Origin of the sequence: Bradyrhizobium diazoefficiens (genome assembly GCF_016612535.1) — a bacterium.
In the GTDB taxonomy this organism is placed as follows: Bacteria; Pseudomonadota; Alphaproteobacteria; order Rhizobiales; family Xanthobacteraceae; genus Bradyrhizobium; species Bradyrhizobium diazoefficiens_C.
In genome coordinates this window covers 861,222-876,760 of record NZ_JAENXS010000002.1, presented here as the reverse complement: position 1 = coordinate 876,760, position 15,539 = coordinate 861,222, and the positions used below count along the sequence as shown (strand labels likewise).

The following is a 15,539-nucleotide window of genomic DNA, read 5'->3' as shown; positions in this document are numbered from 1 at the left end:
ACGCGAACCGGAATCCACTTCGCTCGACAACGCTCTAATACGTGTAGAACATCCGCTGGATTTCCTTGCTGTCGGTCGTCTTGGTCAGCGCCAGCATCAGCAAGATACGCGCCTTTTGCGGGTTGAGCGTATCCGAGACGATGAAGTCGTGTTCGTCGTCCTTGGCTTCGCCGTTGCGCGCGACGATGCCGTTGCCGACACGGCTGCTGCGAACGATCGCGACACCCTTCTTGTGGGCTTCGTCGAGAGCCGGCTCGACGGCGGGCCGGGCAAGGCTGCCGTCGCCCACGCCGGCATGCACGATCCCCTTGGCGCCGGCGGCGACAAAAGCATCCACCGCGACCCGGTTCATGTTGGCATAACCGTAGACGATATCGACTTGCGGCAGGGTATCGAGGTCGGACACGTCGAATTCGGAGTCCGCCGTGTTCCGGCGCGTCGATTGACGATAGAAATACGGTTTGTTGCCCTGCATGTAGCCGAGAAAGCCGAGTTCCGGCGTGCGGAAGGTGTCTGCCGTCGAGGTGTTGGTCTTGGTCACCTCGCGCGCCGCGTTGATCTGATCGTTGAGAGAAACGAGCACGCCCTTGCCGACGGCTTCGTCACTGCCTGCGAGGATCACCGCATTGTAGAGGTTGATCGGCCCATCCGCGCTGATCGCCGTCGACGGCCGCATCGCGCCAACGACGACGACAGGCTTCCGGCTCTTGACGACCAGGTCGAGGAAATAGCTGGTTTCCTCGATCGTATCGGTGCCGTGCGTGATCACGATTCCGTCGACGTCGTCCTGCGCGAGCAGCGTGTTGACGCGCTTGGCAAGCTTGAGCCAGTAATCATTGTTCATGTTCTCGCTGGCGATCTGGAAAACCTGCTCGCCCTTGACGTTGGCCACCGTCTTGAGTTCGGGGACGGCGTTCAGGAGGGTCTCGATGCCCACCGTGGCCGCGGTATAACCGACCACGGTGGTGCTGCTCGTTCCGGTGCCCGCGATCGTGCCACCAGTCGCGAGAACCATGACATTGGGCAGACCGGGGCTCCTTGCATTCGCGACGTCGAAACTGATGAGCAGCGCAAAGAGCAAGCTCGCTGTCGCCAATGTCTGATTACGCACTCGAGATTGCCACATCTTGACGTCCCTTTCCTGGAAAGCCTCGTCGGTGCGCCCCAATTCGCTCAGCACTCCATGATCCGTCAGCCGACGGCTTCTGTCTAGGGTTGTGATGTCGTGGGATGATTTGGTTTGGGTGCGCGGGGAGGCGCGTTCGGGATCGAAGGTCTTTCCTTTACCTCGCCCCGCTTGCGGGGAGAGGTCGAATTCGCGCGAAGCGCAAATTCGGGTGAGGGGGACTCTCCGCGAATCCAACTATCGCCGTCCCCGCGGAGACTCCCCCTCACCCCAACCCTCTCCCCGCAAGCGGGGCGAGGGAGTAGATCGCACAGCGCCTTACGCGCCCATCTCGCACTTCTTCATGAAGCTGTTCTTGGCGGCGCCGGCGAGCGGCTTGCCGTCGGAGCCGACAGCCTTGGGCGCGCAGGCGTCTTCCTTGCACTTCTTCATGAACGAGGTTTTGGCGGCGCCGGCGAGCGCCTTGCCATCCTTGCCGACCGCCTTGCTCTCGCAAGTGTCGTCCGCAAGGGCCGAGCCCGCTGCAAAGGTGGCAACGATTGCAGCCAGGAAAATTCGCTTCATCATGGGTGTCTCCCTAAACCAAAAAGATGGCGCGGGAATTGGAGCCCGGAATCGTGGCGCAATCAAGCAGGGGCATCCGCATGCGGCTCAATTTTTCCAACGGTCGAGGATCGCGTTGGCCTTGACGAGGGCATCGTCCATGGCTGCCTGATTCCCGGACGTTGCTTGCCGGCGGGACGAAGGCTCGTCGAAATCGTGGGTGGCGCCGGGATAGACGGTGACGTCGATCGGGCTGCCCGCCTGCGCCGACCGCTCAGCGACGTGCTGGCAAATCTGCGGCGAGACCTCCTCGTCGTCGGCGCCGAGGAACATCGCAATCGGGGCGGTGGTCGAGATGGTCGGCGCCAGCAGCGCGGTCTGTCCGCAGCCTGGATAGAAGACGAGGGCGCCGCGATAGCCCGTCTGGTTGCCTTGCTGGTTTCCTTGCTGGTTTCCTTGCCGGATCATCACGTTCAACGCGGTGCTGCCGCCATTGGACCAGCCCTGGAGGAAGATCTCGCCGGCGAGGACGTCGTTGCGGCCACGCAGATAGGCGAACGCACCTTCGGCGTCGAGCGGACGCACATTGGTCTCGTTCACGTTAGCGCGGTCGGGATCATCATGGGTGAAGCGGCCGAAGCCGTGCGCCTTGCCGCGCGGGCCAAAGCTGTCCGGCAATAGCGCCAGGTAGCCGCGTGCCGACCAATATTCGCCCCACATCGCATGGCGCTTCGACAAAGCGCCTGCATTACAGGGCGAGGCGATGCCGGCGCCGACGAAGGTGCAATCGGAATTGTCGTTGCTGGAGTACGGTCCGCCGCGCCCGTGCAGCATGACGATGGCGGGCCAGGGGCCCGGCGTGCTCGGCTGGAACAGATAGCCGGTGAGCGCCGCGCGTCCATCGGCGCTGCGGAAATAGACGGTCTGGGGTGCGGCCGCGACGACCTGTACCGATAGCAGCAGGGCTGCGATCAGGCCGATGATACGGATGAGATGAGGTCGCAATTCAATGCCGCCGGGCCGCAAGGCGATCACGCCCCGCGCGCGAGCAACGCCCTGAAATCGGCGCGGGCACGTTGCGCCTCGGCGCGTGCGACTTCGGCGGCGTCGCCGAGGCCGAAATAGCCGTGGATCAGGCCAGGGCCCTCATGATGCTTCACCCGCACGCCGGCAGCCTCCAGCGCTTTCGCATAGGCCGCGCCCTCGTCGCGCAACGGATCGAACCAGGCGGTGGTCACGATCGCGGGCGCAAGGCCGGCGAGCGAGGTGGCGCGCAGCGGCGAGACCCGCCAGTCGGTGGCTTGATCGACGTCGGCGAGATAATGGCCGGCGAACCATTCCATCACGGCGCGCGAGAGGAAGTAACCATCCGCATTCTCGGCACGTGACGGAAAGCGCGCGTTCTCGCGCGTGTCGGCATAGCCGCCCACGACGTCAGTCACGGGATAGACCAGCAGCTGCGCCGCGAGCTTGATGCCGGCGTCGCGGCAGGCGATTGCCGTGGCGGCGGCGAGATTGCCGCCGGCGCTGTCGCCGGCGACGCCAAGACGCTTTGCGTCGTCGCCAAATTCCGCGACGCGGTCGAACACGTCGCTGGTCGCAGCGAAGGCGTCCTCGAAAGCGCCGGGAAAGCGGGTCTCCGGCGGTCGCCGGTAATCGACGGAGACCACGACCGCGCCGGTCTCGATCGCGAGATTGCGCGCCTGCCGGTCGTGGGTCTCGAGGTCGCCCGCGACCCAGCCGCCGCCGTGGAAGAACACGACGGTGGGCGCGGGCGTGCCGCCGACCTGGTAGACGCGGGCGTCGAGCGGACCGGCGCCGCCCTTCACCTTGATATCCTGCACGGCATCGACGGGCGGCGGCGGCACGGCCGCGCGCGCGGCAGCCAGTGCGCGCAAGGAATCGCGGGCGCTCTGTGGCGTCATCGTCGTCGGATCGCGCAGCGGCAGCAGCGGAATGATCTGGGCGATGACGGGATCGAGCGGTGCGGCCATTTGGGAGTCCTCACGGGGTGTGGTCGGGTCCACACGGGGTTCTTGGTCTTGCTTGCGGGTTAGCATAGATTTCGCGCGCCGCATCGGCAACCGGCGAGGCGCTACGATTGCAACGCCGCCGAATGAACGGGCAGGGAGGTCTTGAGGTGGAATTCGAAACGCTGGTCCAGTCGCGCCGCAGCGTGCGCGGTTTCAAAAACGAGCCGGTGCCGCGCGCGGTGATCGAGGCGATCATCGACAGCGCCAAGCGCGCGCCGTCCTCGATGAACACCCAGCCCTGGCATGTCCACGTGCTCACCGGCGGCCCTCTGGAACAGGTGCGCCGCCGCAACATGGAAGAGATGGTTGGCGGCGCCAAGGTCAAGCGCGACATCGTCAGCCATGGCGAATACCAGGGCGTGCATCGCACCCGGCAAGTCGACATCGCCAAGCAATTATTCAGCGCGATGGGAATCGCGCGCGACGACAAGCCGATGCGGCAGGATTGGGTGCTGCGCGGCTTCCGACAGTTCGACGCGCCGGTCTCGCTGGTGCTCACTTATGACCGCGTGCTCGATCCCGGCGCGGTCTGCCATTTCGATCTCGGCGCGCTCTGCTACGGCATCGTGCTGGCGGCCTGGGACCGCGGGCTCGGCTCGGTGATCAACGGCCAGGGCATCATGCGCTCCGATATCGTGCGCGAGGTCGCCGGGATCCCCGAGGACGAGGTCATCATGACCTGCGTCGCGATGGGCTATCCCGACGACGACTTTGCCGCGAATGCCGTTCGCTCGGGTCGCGAGGGCAACGACGAGTTCGTGCGCTACGTCGGCTTCGCTGACTGATGCGGAGAGGCCGGAGGAGATTCCTTCACGAAATTTTTGGTGCGGACTCCATGCGGCCTCTTGCAATCTCTATCGCGCAGGAGGAACAATACGCGGACTGAAAGGTTTGTTGCTGGCGCGAGGAAATTGATATGCGGCGGCTGGCTAGCCTGGTTCGATGGTTCTTCGGTCCGCGGATGCGGCGTCCGATCGATGATGATCCCAGTCTTCCGTTTGCCCCTGAGGAGTTCGGCAGGCTGATCCGCAGCGGCAAGCGCGAGGACATGAAGCGGCTCGCCGAAGGACTGGCTTGTCGTTCGATCCCGCACCGCATCAAATACCGGGCCACGCACTAGACGGACCCGTGACGTCATTCCCGCTCCCGGGTTGTGGTGCACACTCACCGTGTGAGCGCGACCTGCTTGAACGAGGTGACGAGCGCTTTCTCCAGCTTTCCCGTCATCCCGCAGAGAATATTGTAGGCCTCGCTGCGCGGCATCAACGGCCTGTAGGGCCGGTGCTCGATCAGCGCGGCGAAGATGTCCGAGATCGTGAGAATGCGCACGATGTCGTTGATGCTCTCGCCAGCCAGCGCGTCCGGATATCCGCTGCCGTCGAGAAATTCGTGGTGGTGCCGGACGGCATCGAGAATCTCGGGCGTAATCTGCTCGTGGTCCTTCAGGAATTCGTAACCCGCCGCCGGATGCGTCTCGATCATGGCGCGTTCGTCGGCATCGAGGCGGCCGGGCTTGTCCAGGATCGCAAGCGGGATCCGGGCCTTGCCGATGTCGTGGAACATGGCGGCCGTGTAGAGGCGCTCCAGATCGGCTCGTCCGACGCCGAGGCTCAGTCCGAAGTCGATCGCCACGCCGGTCACGAGCAGGCAGTGCTGGTAGGTTCCTTCATGGTGCCGGCGCACCGCTGTGAGCCATTCCGATAGACCATGTTCGGTGATGCGATCGGCGATCTGCCGGCCGGCGTCCTTCGCGCCATCGACGTTGAGGGGGCCGCCAAGCGTGACGGCGGTGAACATCGATGTGATAGCGGTCGCTGCGGTTTCGACGGCGTTCTCTGGCCGGGACGGCCCGCTTGAAGAAGCGGAAGCGGGCTCGGCCAGCGCCGCCAGCAGCTTCAACTTGTTGATCGTGCCGGGAAGGACGAGCGTCGCGCCCAATGCATAAGCCTGCGAGACGCTTGCGTGAGAGGAATGCTCGACCAGGAAGATCCGCTTCGTCGCCTTCGCCAGCTTAGGGGTCCGCTTCTTGATGGCAGCGATGGCGACGGTGTCACGCAGGTCCGCGCGGACGACGATGGCGAATGGCACTTGAGACAGCTTGGCTTCCGCATCGAGCCGTTCGCCTGCGACGGCAAATTGCCGTTCCAGGATAGAGCAAATGCCCGACAATTTGGCGGAGGAATCGGCCAGCACATGGACGAAGGGACGAGCCGATTGCGCCGCTTTGAGGCTACCTTCCCCCTTGACGGGGCTGGTGATGGTTCGCGCCTTCTGCACGGCAGACCTGAACTGTGCTGGAGTTGAACGACCTTGATGATGTCTCGCGCCGAAATGCCTATTTGCTCTGCGCGGCCGCCTTCGCGCTCGCCATTTTCTTCTTGTTGTCCGCGTTGATGAAGTGCACGCCGGCCATGGTGCCGTCGATCCAGACCAGCTCACAGCGCCGATAGGCGAGACCGGTCGACGACAGCAGCATGAAGAATTCCTTGGCTTGCAGCACGTCGAGGGTGCCCTCGACCTCGATCTTGGCGCCGCTCTGCGACACGTCGAGCAGCACGCAACTGCGTCGCCAGGTGCCGTCCGAGCCCATCAGGTTGACGGACTGCTTGTGATCCATCCGCACGCGAAACGCCTTGCGACCGTCGAACTTCATCGGCTAACCCCCATTTTTGCGCCGCGATTTCCCGGATCGCTTGGAATGGCGCTTGCTGCGATTTCCCCCCAGCGCACTGTCCATTGGCTGGTCGACAAGAGAAGCGTTTCGAAGATCAGTTGCGCGCGTTCGCGCTCGGCGAAGGAAAGGCGTTTGCCGCCGCGGTTGCTCAGGATCGCGAGCGTGGTCGCCCAGTTCAAGCGCGAAGCCCGGCAGGCCATCACCAGGCCTTCGCAATCGTCATCGCTCATGACGTGCTCGACAATCTCGATCGGAGCCCCTGACAGCACCGACAGAGCGGTGAACAAATTGGCGATCTCGCCGCGGATCACGAAGCGGTTCACCGTGGAATCGTTGAGCTTGCCGACGCGGTTCAGCGCAACGATCTCCGGCCTTGCGTTGGCATAGTCGGCCGAGCAAGGCCGCTTCGGCGCAACGATCGCGGGCCCCTGTGCCGGGGGCAGGGCGGAGGCATTGGGCTTGGCCGCGGGCTTTGGCTCAGGTGAAGCGGAAAGCAGCTTGCGCAAGACGATGTCGGGCGTGCCGGGCCGGAGCGCCAGCGCCTTTGCGATCTCGTCGTCCGCAGCACCCGTCTCGATCAGCGAAGCGTAAGCCGCATCGGAGAATTGGGCTCCGGGGTTCTTGATCAGGGCGAGGCGGACCGCGCGCGTGCCGCGCGTGACCAGCGCTTCAGCCACGGCCGCTTCGATCTCGTGACGGGCCGAGATCGCGAGCTGATGCGTTTCGCCGCAGGCTGTCGCGACCGCCGTCAGGTCGGCGGCAGAGAGCCCTCGCGATTTGAGCAGGACCGGGCAAGCGATGGAGGGGTCTTCGTGGGATGCCAGATGCCGCAACGTGTCCTGCGGCGCAATGTTCAAACCAGCGAGTGCCTCGCTCAGTTCTGTCAATGCGGAGGGCGTGACCCGCCCCGTCAATCGAAGCAAGACGCCGTCGACCACATTGACCAGCAGGTGCTGAGGCTTGTCGCGGCCGGATGCGAGCAGGTGCACAATGCCCGAGAGGATGCGGGCGCAGCGCTCCGGCGAGCAGGCTGCGACCGCTTCTTCCAACTCAACTAGAATATCGGCAGGCGAATTTGCCGCCATGGCAGGAGCCTGAACTGAAAAAATTATGACAAATGAACGGGCTCATTTCGCCCCAGAGTTGTTAATTTGGTTCTTAAACTTGGGGTTGCCGGGTATCAACGCACCATCCGCTTTGCTGGAAACGCTATCGAAATTTGGCAGGACCTGATTGACCGGCTTGTTCTTTGAAGTCGATCCCCGCCAATTGGTCGAGAGACGCTCGCGTGAGTCTTCGGTGGAGCGGGCAGCCGAAAGGGGGGAAATCAGCCGGTGCTGTCGCCGGTGGCGCGTCGCTTCGTGACGCTGCTTTTCATTTTGCCATGACCAATGATGATGATGCGCCAGCGTTGGCGCCAAAGATATTTCGTTTTTCAGACGTCGATGAGTTTCGCAGTTCCATCCGCGGCCTGAACATCGAGTTCACGCCGCTCGTGCGAAGGATTTCGACTGAGCAGATCATCTTGCGTCTGCCGGGCTGCGACGTGAACGTCACGCGCGCGTTTCCACGCGTCGTGGATGCGCAGCTGACCGCGGATTGCACGGCGATCGGATTTGCGATGGACGATCTCGACGTGCCCATTCGCTTCAACGGGGCGCAGCGCGATCGCTCGGTCATCGTCGTCGGCAGCAGCGGCGCGGCCTACAACACGATCGAGGAGGTGCCGCGTCAGGTCGCCTCGGTGGTGTTCAGGCCGGAGGTGAAGGATCGCGGCTGGCCGGAGGCCAAGCCGAACTTCAAGGTCTTCGAGACCAGTGCTGGGGCGCTGGATCGGTTGCGGCGAATCGTCACGGAAGCGGTGGCAGCCGCATCCGAAGCCATCGATCCCGCAGAAGTGCCGATGAAGGCCGCGGCGATGAAGGAGTCCCTGTTCGGTGCCGTCGATGCGGCCATCGCCGAAATCGTTCCGGCGCGATGGACGCTTTGGCCGAACGATCAGCGGAACTTCAAGATTTTTCAGGAGATCCGCGCGCTGCTTTCCGGCGATCTCGCCCAGCCCATCTACAGCGAGGACCTCGCGCGCAAGCTTGGTCTTTCCGTTCGCACCATGCACGACGTCGTCCGGCGTTATCGCGGCATGAGCTTGCATCGCTATTTGCGGCTGCGCCGGCTCTGGCTGGTCCGTCAGCGGCTGTTGGCGGGCGCGGAGAGCGTGAAGGCCGTCGCGCTGGCGTTCGGCTTCTGGCATCTCAGCGATTTCTCCAGAAGCTATCGCGACCAGTTCGGCGAGGCGCCGTCGGAGACGCTGGAGCGTGGACGAAGGCGTTAGCACGACAAACAGGCTGGGTCAGTTGCCGCGTCCCGTGCTAACGTGCCGGCCATGAGCAACTGCATCCTCGTCCTCTACGGTTCCTACCGTTCCGACCGCATGGGCATCCGCCTTGCGAACTTCGTCATCGATCGCCTGCGCAGCCGCGGCGAGGAGGTCGCGTTCATCGACGCCAAGGCGATCGGCCTGCCGATGCTCGACCGCATGTACAAGGAACATCCCAAGGGAGAAGCGCCGGAGGCGCTGGAGAAGCTGGCCGGACAGATCCGTGGCGCCGACGGCTTTGTCTTCGTCACCGGCGAATACAATTGGGGCATTCAGCCCGGCCTGAAGAACCTCACCGACCACTTCCTGGAGGAGTGGTTCTGGCGGCCTGCCGCGATCGTGAGCTATTCCGCCGGCCGCCTGTCGGGCGCACGCGCCTCGACGGCCTGGCACGGCACGCTGTCGGAGATGGGCATGGTGGTGATCTCGAGCACGATCGGCGTCGGGCCGATCGCGCAGACGCTGTCGGCCGAGAGCGAGCCGATCGGCGAGGGCGGCAAGGCGCTGGAACGGTCGTTCCCGCGCTTCGCGGATGATCTGCTTTGGTGGATCGAGGCGGCGAAAGCGCAACGCGCGCGCAAGGCGCCGCCTTACTAGGCTGCTTACGCCGCCCTGACTTCGCCGAGGAAGCGCTCGAACTGGCCGGCGAGGTCGCGCGACTGCGTCGAGAGCTGCTCGGCTGCGCCCAGCACTTCCCTTGCCGCCGCACCGGTATCGTCGGCGGCGTGCTGCACGCCCGATATATTGGTGTTGACCTCCTGAGTGCCGCGGGCGGCTTCCTGGACGCTGCGGGAAATCTCCCGGGTTGCCGAGCCCTGTTGCTCGATCGCGGCCGCAATCGCGGTGCCGATCTGGTCGATCTCGGCGATGACGTCGGCGACGTTGCGGATCGCGGCCACGGTCTCGTCGCTCGCGGCCTGGATCGCCGTGATCTGCTCGGAAATCTCGGTGGTGGCCTTGGCGGTCTGGCCGGCCAGCGACTTCACTTCGGAGGCGACCACGGCAAAGCCGCGGCCGGCGTCACCGGCACGGGCGGCCTCGATGGTGGCGTTGAGCGCCAGGAGGTTGGTCTGCTCGGCAATGCTCTGGATCAGCGTAACGACGTCGCCGATCTTCTGTGCGCCCTCGGCGAGCGTGCGGGCGGTGTCGCCGGTACGGCGGGCGTTGTCGACGGCGCGGGCCGCGATTTCGGTGGATTGGGCGACCTGACGGCCGATCTCGGCGATCGACGAGGTCAGCTCTTCCGTGGCGCTGGCAACCGTCTGCACGTTGGTCGAGGTCTGCTGCGAGGCGGCGGCGACGACCGCAGCCTGGCTGTTGGTCTGGGATGCCGTCGAAGTCATCGATTGCGCGGTGGTCTCCATGGTGGAGGAGGCGCGCGAGAGACCGCCGACGAGCTCGGTGACTTTGGCTTCGAAGCCGCGGGTCAGTTCGTCGAGCGCCTGGGCGCGGCGCATCTTGCCGTCGTTCTCAGCTTGCTTTTCGGCCGCGAGCCGGTCGGCCCGGATCATGTTGTCCTTGAACACCTGGACGGCCGCGGCCATCGCCCCGATCTCGTCGGAGCGCTCGGCGCCGGGGATCTCTTCCGCAAGATCGCCGTCGGCAAGCCGTGACATCCGCGTCGTCAGGCTGACGATCGGGGCGCAGACGCGGCGGCGCACCATCACGATCAGACCGGCGCTGGCGATCAGCACGGCAACAAGGCCAGCGAGCGCGATCGTGAAGCTGGTGCGTGCGGCCGAGGAAGCGCTGGCGAGGATCTGTTCGGCGTTGTCGTAGAACGCGTCGCGGACGTCGATGATGGTGCCGAGGCCGCGCTGCGTGGCAGTGAAATAGGTATCGACGTCGTGTTCGTACTTGCCGCTGATCGCGCCGTCCTTCACCAGCTTGAGCTCGCGGCCGAACTCCTCGATGTAGATCGAGTTGAACTTCTCCAGCGCAGCGGCGACGTTCGCCGGAGTTGTCGGATTGCCGCGCAATTCCTGCAGCGTCATCACGATCTGGTCGTTGCGGCCCTGCGAGCGGCTGATGTCGGCCTTCTCCGCGTCAGTCGCCGGTTTCTTGCCGCCAACGAGATTCTTGTGCAGGCTGGAGTTGAGGCCGCCGACGTCACGGAGCGTCATCGCGATGTTGGCATAGCTGGCCTGGCGGTAGGCATCGCCATTGAGGATCGCCATGCGGCGGACCTGCTCGTTGAGCAGGGCGGTCACGCTGCCGTTGAGCACCGAATTGTCGGTGACGATCTTCTTGGCGGCGTCCTTGCGCACCTCCGCCGGTCCCGCCATCGCCTTGTCGATGGCCTCGCGCAGCGCGGTGAATTTCGAATTGATACCGTCGATGTTGCTGCCGATGGCGTTGCCGTCGTCGAGGGAGCCGGGCAGCGCCTTTCGCAGGGCGTTCATCTTGTCGCGGGCGCCGTCGGTCTGCTTGCGCAGCTTGTCATGCTCGGAAAGCTGCGCGGGGTCGTAGGTCGCGGGCCCGTAGAGGATGTTGGTGGCAAAGCCGCGCTCGGGGTTGAGATAGCGCGGGATGTCGCTGACGGCGCGGACGATCGTCAGCCGGCCCTGCGCCTCGGCTACCCTCTCCATCGTCTGGTATTTCGTGACCGCAACGTAGATGGCGAGGCCGCCGCCGACGGTCGAGAGCGAAACGATGGCGGTGGTCAGAAGCGTACCGATTTTCATGATCTGTCCGGCAATTGGCGCGGGGAGAAAGATATTCTCCGAAAAATAGGGGGAGCGTATTAAGCGCGGGTTTACGCTGCTGCGCGCGACAAGCGGGGCAGCTAGGCCTTTCGGTCAAGGGCGGCGAGGATCTCCAGCGTCGCACCGTCGGGCTGGCCTGCGAAATATCTGGCGAGCGCCGCGTCGAAAATGGGTGCGCCGGACACCGCGCCGAACAGCGTCATCGACGAGCGAAATTTGGCGTCATCAGGCGCGCCGAGGATGGCGTTGATGGTCCGGCCCTCGACGGCGAGCACGAGACGGGTGCATTCGACCAGGCGCGGGCCGAGGACGGGGTGGGCCAGGTAGGCTTCGGCCTCTGCGCGCGAGGCAATGGCGTAGCGCTGCGACATCGCGCTGAAGCCGAGGCCGGCGATCTGCGGGAAGACGAACCACATCCAGTGAGTCTGCTTCCGGCCCCGGGACAGCTCGGCCCGGACGGCGCCAAAAACCGGGTTCTGGGCTTGGACGAACCGGTCCAGGTGAAAAGGATCGGTCATGGAATACCTTTTGGGGTGCCTCGACGGCCGCGATTATGCCTAACTTTTGGCTCCCAATGTGGTAGCTGGTAAAGAGTCTCCGGGTGGGGGTGGGTCCCCCCGGGGGTCGTTTTTGGGGATCTGATGGTTTCCGACCGCGCACGAGCCGAGAGGCTATTGCCGCGCCGCCGCGTTGGGCGAGCCGAGACAATATTGCTGTCTATGGCTGCCATCGCGCTGGCGCTGGGCGCCGCCGCGTGGGTCGCGGACTTGGGCGATTCGAATTTGGGCGATTCGACTCCGCTGGTCACAGCCGCGCTGCCGCCGGCCAATTCGCCTTCGTTTGAGGATCGTTTCGCCTCGCTGTCGGGCAACCCGCCTGCGCGGGAGCTCGGCCTGCGGACGCTGGAGCGATCGGCCCTGAATGCGGTCCAGCTCAAGCTTCGCGACGCCAAGGCGATGCTCGCCCAAAAGCTTCAGGGTGATGATTGGCGCTCGACGCTGACCGACAACGAGCAGCCTGCGGTTGACGAGACAAGGCCCTCACAGCGTGCCGACGCAGTCCCGATGCCGCGCTCCAGGCCGGTCCAGGCCGATCTCTCTGCCCAGATCGCGTCGAGCCAGGCCTTTGCCGACACCAATCCCAGGGTCGACAACCGCAACTTCTTCGAAAAATTCACGGACAAGATCAGGCTGGCCTCGCTGACGCCCGACAGCGGCCTGTTCGGCAAGGCGCCGGATCTGGCGGCGCTCGGCTACGATTCGCGCACGGCGGTTTATGACATCAAGGCCAAGGCGCTGTATTTGCCGAGTGGCGTCACGCTGGAAGCTCATTCCGGCATGGGCGCGTTGATGGACGACCCCGACCATGTCGACCAGCGCATGGTGGGCGCAACCCCGCCTGCAACCTACGACCTCAAGCCGCGCGAAAAACTGTTCCACGGCGTCCGGGCGCTGCGCCTGACACCCACGGACGGTACGAGTGCGCTCGGCCGCGTCGGCCTGCTCACGCACACCTTCATGCTCGGACCGCGCGGCGATTCCAACGGCTGCGTTTCGATCAAGGACTATGATCGCTTCATGAAGGCCTACGACAATGGCGAGTTCAACCGCCTGGTCGTGGTGCCGAGCTTGAACGGGGCGACCACTGCGTCGCAGCGCGCCAGCACCGATTCCTGATATCCGCCCGGGCGGCAGGGCTGCCGTTTTCCCTTCCTTAAGCCGTTGTCGTCCAGAAGCAGCCCATGAGTGATCCAGCAAGCTCCGAGACCCCGCTGCGCACGACGTTCAAGATCAAGCTGAACGGCGACACGCTGGCGATCGCGACGGTCGGCCAGGCCTATCAATTTCTCACCAACTTCAAATCGGTCGAGTGGATGGAATTCCGCTCGCTGCATGAGGATGCGGTTGCTGCGCTCGAGGGCGCCGCCGGCAATGCCATGCTCGCAGTGCAGGCGACCAACGCCGTGCGCGCACTGTTCGTGAGCGCGAAGCTGCTCTGAAGCCGCGCTTCTTCTATCGCGTCATTGCTCTCCTCTCGTGCCCCGGACGCTGCGCAGCGTCTCTTCGACGGTGCGCTGCTGAGCCGGGGCCCATGCCGCAGAGGACTGGTGGCTTCTGGGTCCCGGCTCTGCGCAGCAACGCTAAGAGACGTTGCAGCGCGTCCGGGACACGAGAGTGAATGCCGACGATATTGCTTGCTCAGTCACTCCAAGTGCAGGGCGGCTCAGTGCCTGTCGCCGCCGTGCCCGTCGTCATCGTCGTGGAAGTCGTGGTCACCGCCTGGCTTGAAGCCGGGATCGACGCACGCGAAGTTCGCCGCATCGCTGGTCAGGCCGCTGCCCTTGTAGGCCGCAATCCTGGGATAGACGCAAAGCGGCCGCGTGCCTCCGGTCGGAAAGTTCTGGGCAATGCGGGGATCGAACACGCCGCCGGTCGGGTAGGGCGAGGTGGTGTTGGTGTTGGCCGCGACGATGCGCTCCGGCGCGACGCCGTGTTCGACCCAGTCCGTGATCGCCTTGAGCTCGTTTGTCGCGAAGCTCGCGGTGGCCGCGCCGCCGCCGCAATGGGCCATGTTAGGCACCATGAACAGCCGCGCGAAGTCGGTCGCACGATCGTCCATGCGCTGGTTCATCTTGCGGTACCAGCGGGCGATCGCAGCCCCCGAGAAGATGCCGTCATTGACCGAGGACGAGATGATCAGCTTGCCGCCGCGCGCCCGGAACGGACGCAGATCCGTTGCAACCGCCGCCATGAAGTCCATCGCGCTTTCCGGATAGGCCGCGGTCTTCGTGAAGATCTTCGGCGCGTCGGTGTCGAAGTTGAATTTGAACACGAACGCTTCCTGGCCGGTCGGCCCGTCGACGGGCGTAACCACGGGCGGCGTCTGGAAGATCATCGGAATCGCGCCGGCGCCGAGCGTCAGGTTGATCGCGGTGTTGACGGTAGGCACCGGCGCAGTGACGACGTTCCAGAATTGCCAGCCCGCGCCGGGCGCGGTGGGCGGCGTCCAGATGCCGGCATCCCAGAACCAGTTCGAATAGAGCCGCTCGCCTTTTGAATTCACTGGGCCGGCATAGATCTTCTTCAGCACATCCACCTGCCCGCTGCTCAGGCAAGTGCCGCCATGTGGCGTGCTGCCGTGCGAACCGGTGCTGCAGGTGTAGCTCGCGAGCGCCGGATACACCTTCTTCGCCGTGCAGGCATGGTAATTGTCTATGATGCCATCGACGAGGCCATCGAGCGCATCGCAGGCGCTCAGGATCGCAGCCGACGCGACCTGAAGGTCCTGCTGCGGGAAGGTGTCGGGAATATACGGCTGGCCGTTGATGTCCTTGCTGGTTGCGAGCGTGCCGAGCACCTGCTCGTTCCAGGCTTCGGCAAGGCCCGCCTGCGGCAGGTTGAAGCCGGGATTTTGCGAGATCACGCCGTCGAACAGCCAGGGCGATCGTTGTGACGCGACCATCGCGTCCCGGCCGCCGTTCGAGCAGCCCATGATGTAGGAATAGACGGTGTCGAGGCCGTAGAAATAGGAGATGATCTGCTTGGCGGTCGTCGCGGTCTTCTCGATGCCGTTGTAGCCGTAGTCCCTGCGCGCTTGCGCATCGATGGCGAAATGCGCCGAGCCGCCGGCATTGGCGTCGTCGTCCTGATAGCCGCCGACCACATTGGTCGCGTTGTCCTCGTGGCCGCCGTCGTCGGCTGCGACCGCCCAGCCCTGGCCGAGCTCGACGCCGGCAGCGCCTTGCGGATCGCTTTGCAGGCTGCCATCGGTGCCGCCGCCGCCCATCATCTCGAAGCGGCCATGCCAGGTGGTGGGCAAATTGAGCGCAAAGCCGATGCCGTAGGTGAAGTGATCGGGGTCCTGCGTGGAGACGCGCTTGTTGATGATACCGATCACGTTGCAATAGCCCGACTTCTGCGTCGCGCTCAGGATCTGTGTATTCGGCAAAGTAAGGCCGGTGAGGCCGGTGCAGGACGAGCGCGGGGCGACGCCGCCCGGCGGCAGTCCGTGTGCTGCGGCCTGCGCGCCGAGCGACGCCCATGTGGCTACGATCGTCGAGGCGAGGAAAAGTCGTTTCATG

General features: G+C 64.6%; 16 protein-coding genes. 6 read left to right on the top strand and 10 right to left on the bottom strand.

The window, feature by feature from the left end:
* Positions 1 to 34 precede the first annotated feature (34 nt).
* The 4 genes from JJE66_RS21010 to JJE66_RS20995 all read right to left on the bottom strand — a co-directional run bounded on the left by JJE66_RS21010 (position 35) and on the right by JJE66_RS20995 (position 3,663).
* Positions 35 to 1,111, bottom strand: a complete 1,077-nt coding sequence (locus JJE66_RS21010) for a type II asparaginase (RefSeq protein ID WP_311979937.1) — start codon at positions 1,109 to 1,111, stop codon at positions 35 to 37.
* A 333-nt stretch (positions 1,112 to 1,444) separates the two neighbouring features.
* Positions 1,445 to 1,693, bottom strand: a complete 249-nt coding sequence (locus JJE66_RS21005; RefSeq protein ID WP_148753029.1) for a hypothetical protein — start codon at positions 1,691 to 1,693, stop codon at positions 1,445 to 1,447.
* A gap of 84 nt (positions 1,694 to 1,777) precedes the next feature.
* Positions 1,778 to 2,704 (bottom strand): dienelactone hydrolase family protein, encoded by a 927-nt coding sequence (locus JJE66_RS21000; RefSeq protein WP_311979936.1) that lies wholly within the window; start codon positions 2,702 to 2,704, stop codon positions 1,778 to 1,780.
* Entirely contained in the window at positions 2,701 to 3,663 is a 963-nt protein-coding gene (locus JJE66_RS20995) for an alpha/beta hydrolase (protein ID WP_200516416.1), read from the bottom strand. The genes JJE66_RS21000 and JJE66_RS20995 overlap by 4 nt, the downstream gene beginning before the upstream one ends.
* A 146-nt stretch (positions 3,664 to 3,809) precedes the next feature.
* Between JJE66_RS20995 and JJE66_RS20990 the strand changes: the two genes are divergently transcribed.
* Both JJE66_RS20990 and JJE66_RS20985 read left to right on the top strand, forming a co-directional pair.
* The gene (locus JJE66_RS20990; protein WP_200516415.1) at positions 3,810 to 4,487 is read left to right on the top strand and encodes a nitroreductase; all 678 of its coding nucleotides are present in this window, start codon (positions 3,810 to 3,812) and stop codon (positions 4,485 to 4,487) included.
* A gap of 131 nt (positions 4,488 to 4,618) precedes the next feature.
* Positions 4,619 to 4,822, top strand: coding sequence for a hypothetical protein (locus JJE66_RS20985; protein ID WP_200516414.1), 204 nt, complete (start codon positions 4,619 to 4,621; stop codon positions 4,820 to 4,822).
* A gap of 44 nt (positions 4,823 to 4,866) precedes the next feature.
* Here JJE66_RS20985 and JJE66_RS20980 read toward each other — a convergent pair whose 3' ends face one another.
* The 3 genes from JJE66_RS20980 to JJE66_RS20970 are packed head-to-tail and all read right to left on the bottom strand — an operon-like array spanning position 4,867 to position 7,461.
* A complete protein-coding gene (locus tag JJE66_RS20980; RefSeq protein WP_200516413.1) occupies positions 4,867 to 5,979 on the bottom strand; it encodes an HD domain-containing phosphohydrolase in 1,113 nt (370 codons plus the stop codon).
* 58 nt (positions 5,980 to 6,037) lie between these two features.
* Positions 6,038 to 6,355: a PilZ domain-containing protein gene (locus tag JJE66_RS20975; RefSeq protein ID WP_200516412.1), complete on the bottom strand. Its 318-nt coding sequence runs from the start codon at positions 6,353 to 6,355 to the stop codon at positions 6,038 to 6,040.
* Positions 6,352 to 7,461: a DUF2336 domain-containing protein gene (locus JJE66_RS20970; RefSeq protein WP_200516411.1), complete on the bottom strand. Its 1,110-nt coding sequence runs from the start codon at positions 7,459 to 7,461 to the stop codon at positions 6,352 to 6,354. The genes JJE66_RS20975 and JJE66_RS20970 overlap by 4 nt, the downstream gene beginning before the upstream one ends.
* Positions 7,462 to 7,760: 299 nt before the next feature.
* Here JJE66_RS20970 and JJE66_RS20965 point away from each other — a divergent pair, with 299 nt between their 5' ends.
* Both JJE66_RS20965 and JJE66_RS20960 read left to right on the top strand, forming a co-directional pair.
* Positions 7,761 to 8,708 carry a helix-turn-helix domain-containing protein gene (locus tag JJE66_RS20965; RefSeq protein WP_200516410.1) on the top strand — a complete coding sequence of 316 codons (948 nt, stop codon included), beginning with the start codon at positions 7,761 to 7,763 and terminating at the stop codon, positions 8,706 to 8,708.
* Positions 8,709 to 8,759: 51 nt separating this feature from the next.
* Positions 8,760 to 9,350 carry an NADPH-dependent FMN reductase gene (locus JJE66_RS20960; protein ID WP_200516409.1) on the top strand — a complete coding sequence of 197 codons (591 nt, stop codon included), beginning with the start codon at positions 8,760 to 8,762 and terminating at the stop codon, positions 9,348 to 9,350.
* 5 nt (positions 9,351 to 9,355) lie between these two features.
* On the opposite strand, the gene JJE66_RS20955 is transcribed toward JJE66_RS20960, so the two are convergent.
* Together JJE66_RS20955 and JJE66_RS20950 are read right to left on the bottom strand one after the other, a co-directional pair.
* Positions 9,356 to 11,437 carry a methyl-accepting chemotaxis protein gene (locus JJE66_RS20955; protein WP_200516408.1) on the bottom strand — a complete coding sequence of 694 codons (2,082 nt, stop codon included), beginning with the start codon at positions 11,435 to 11,437 and terminating at the stop codon, positions 9,356 to 9,358.
* 101 nt (positions 11,438 to 11,538) lie between these two features.
* Complete coding sequence (locus tag JJE66_RS20950) at positions 11,539 to 11,976, bottom strand: DUF1810 domain-containing protein (protein WP_200516407.1); 438 nt, start codon at positions 11,974 to 11,976, stop codon at positions 11,539 to 11,541.
* Positions 11,977 to 12,168: 192 nt separating this feature from the next.
* On the opposite strand from JJE66_RS20950, the gene JJE66_RS20945 reads away from it, so the two are divergent.
* Positions 12,169 to 13,134, top strand: a complete 966-nt coding sequence (locus JJE66_RS20945) for a DUF2778 domain-containing protein (protein ID WP_246756485.1) — start codon at positions 12,169 to 12,171, stop codon at positions 13,132 to 13,134.
* A 65-nt stretch (positions 13,135 to 13,199) separates the two neighbouring features.
* Entirely contained in the window at positions 13,200 to 13,457 is a 258-nt protein-coding gene (locus JJE66_RS20940; RefSeq protein WP_018644685.1) for a hypothetical protein, read from the top strand.
* Between the two features lie 224 nt (positions 13,458 to 13,681).
* On the opposite strand, the gene JJE66_RS20935 is transcribed toward JJE66_RS20940, so the two are convergent.
* The gene (locus tag JJE66_RS20935; RefSeq protein WP_200516405.1) at positions 13,682 to 15,538 is read right to left on the bottom strand and encodes a tannase/feruloyl esterase family alpha/beta hydrolase; all 1,857 of its coding nucleotides are present in this window, start codon (positions 15,536 to 15,538) and stop codon (positions 13,682 to 13,684) included.
* Between the last annotated feature and the right edge of the window lies 1 nt (position 15,539).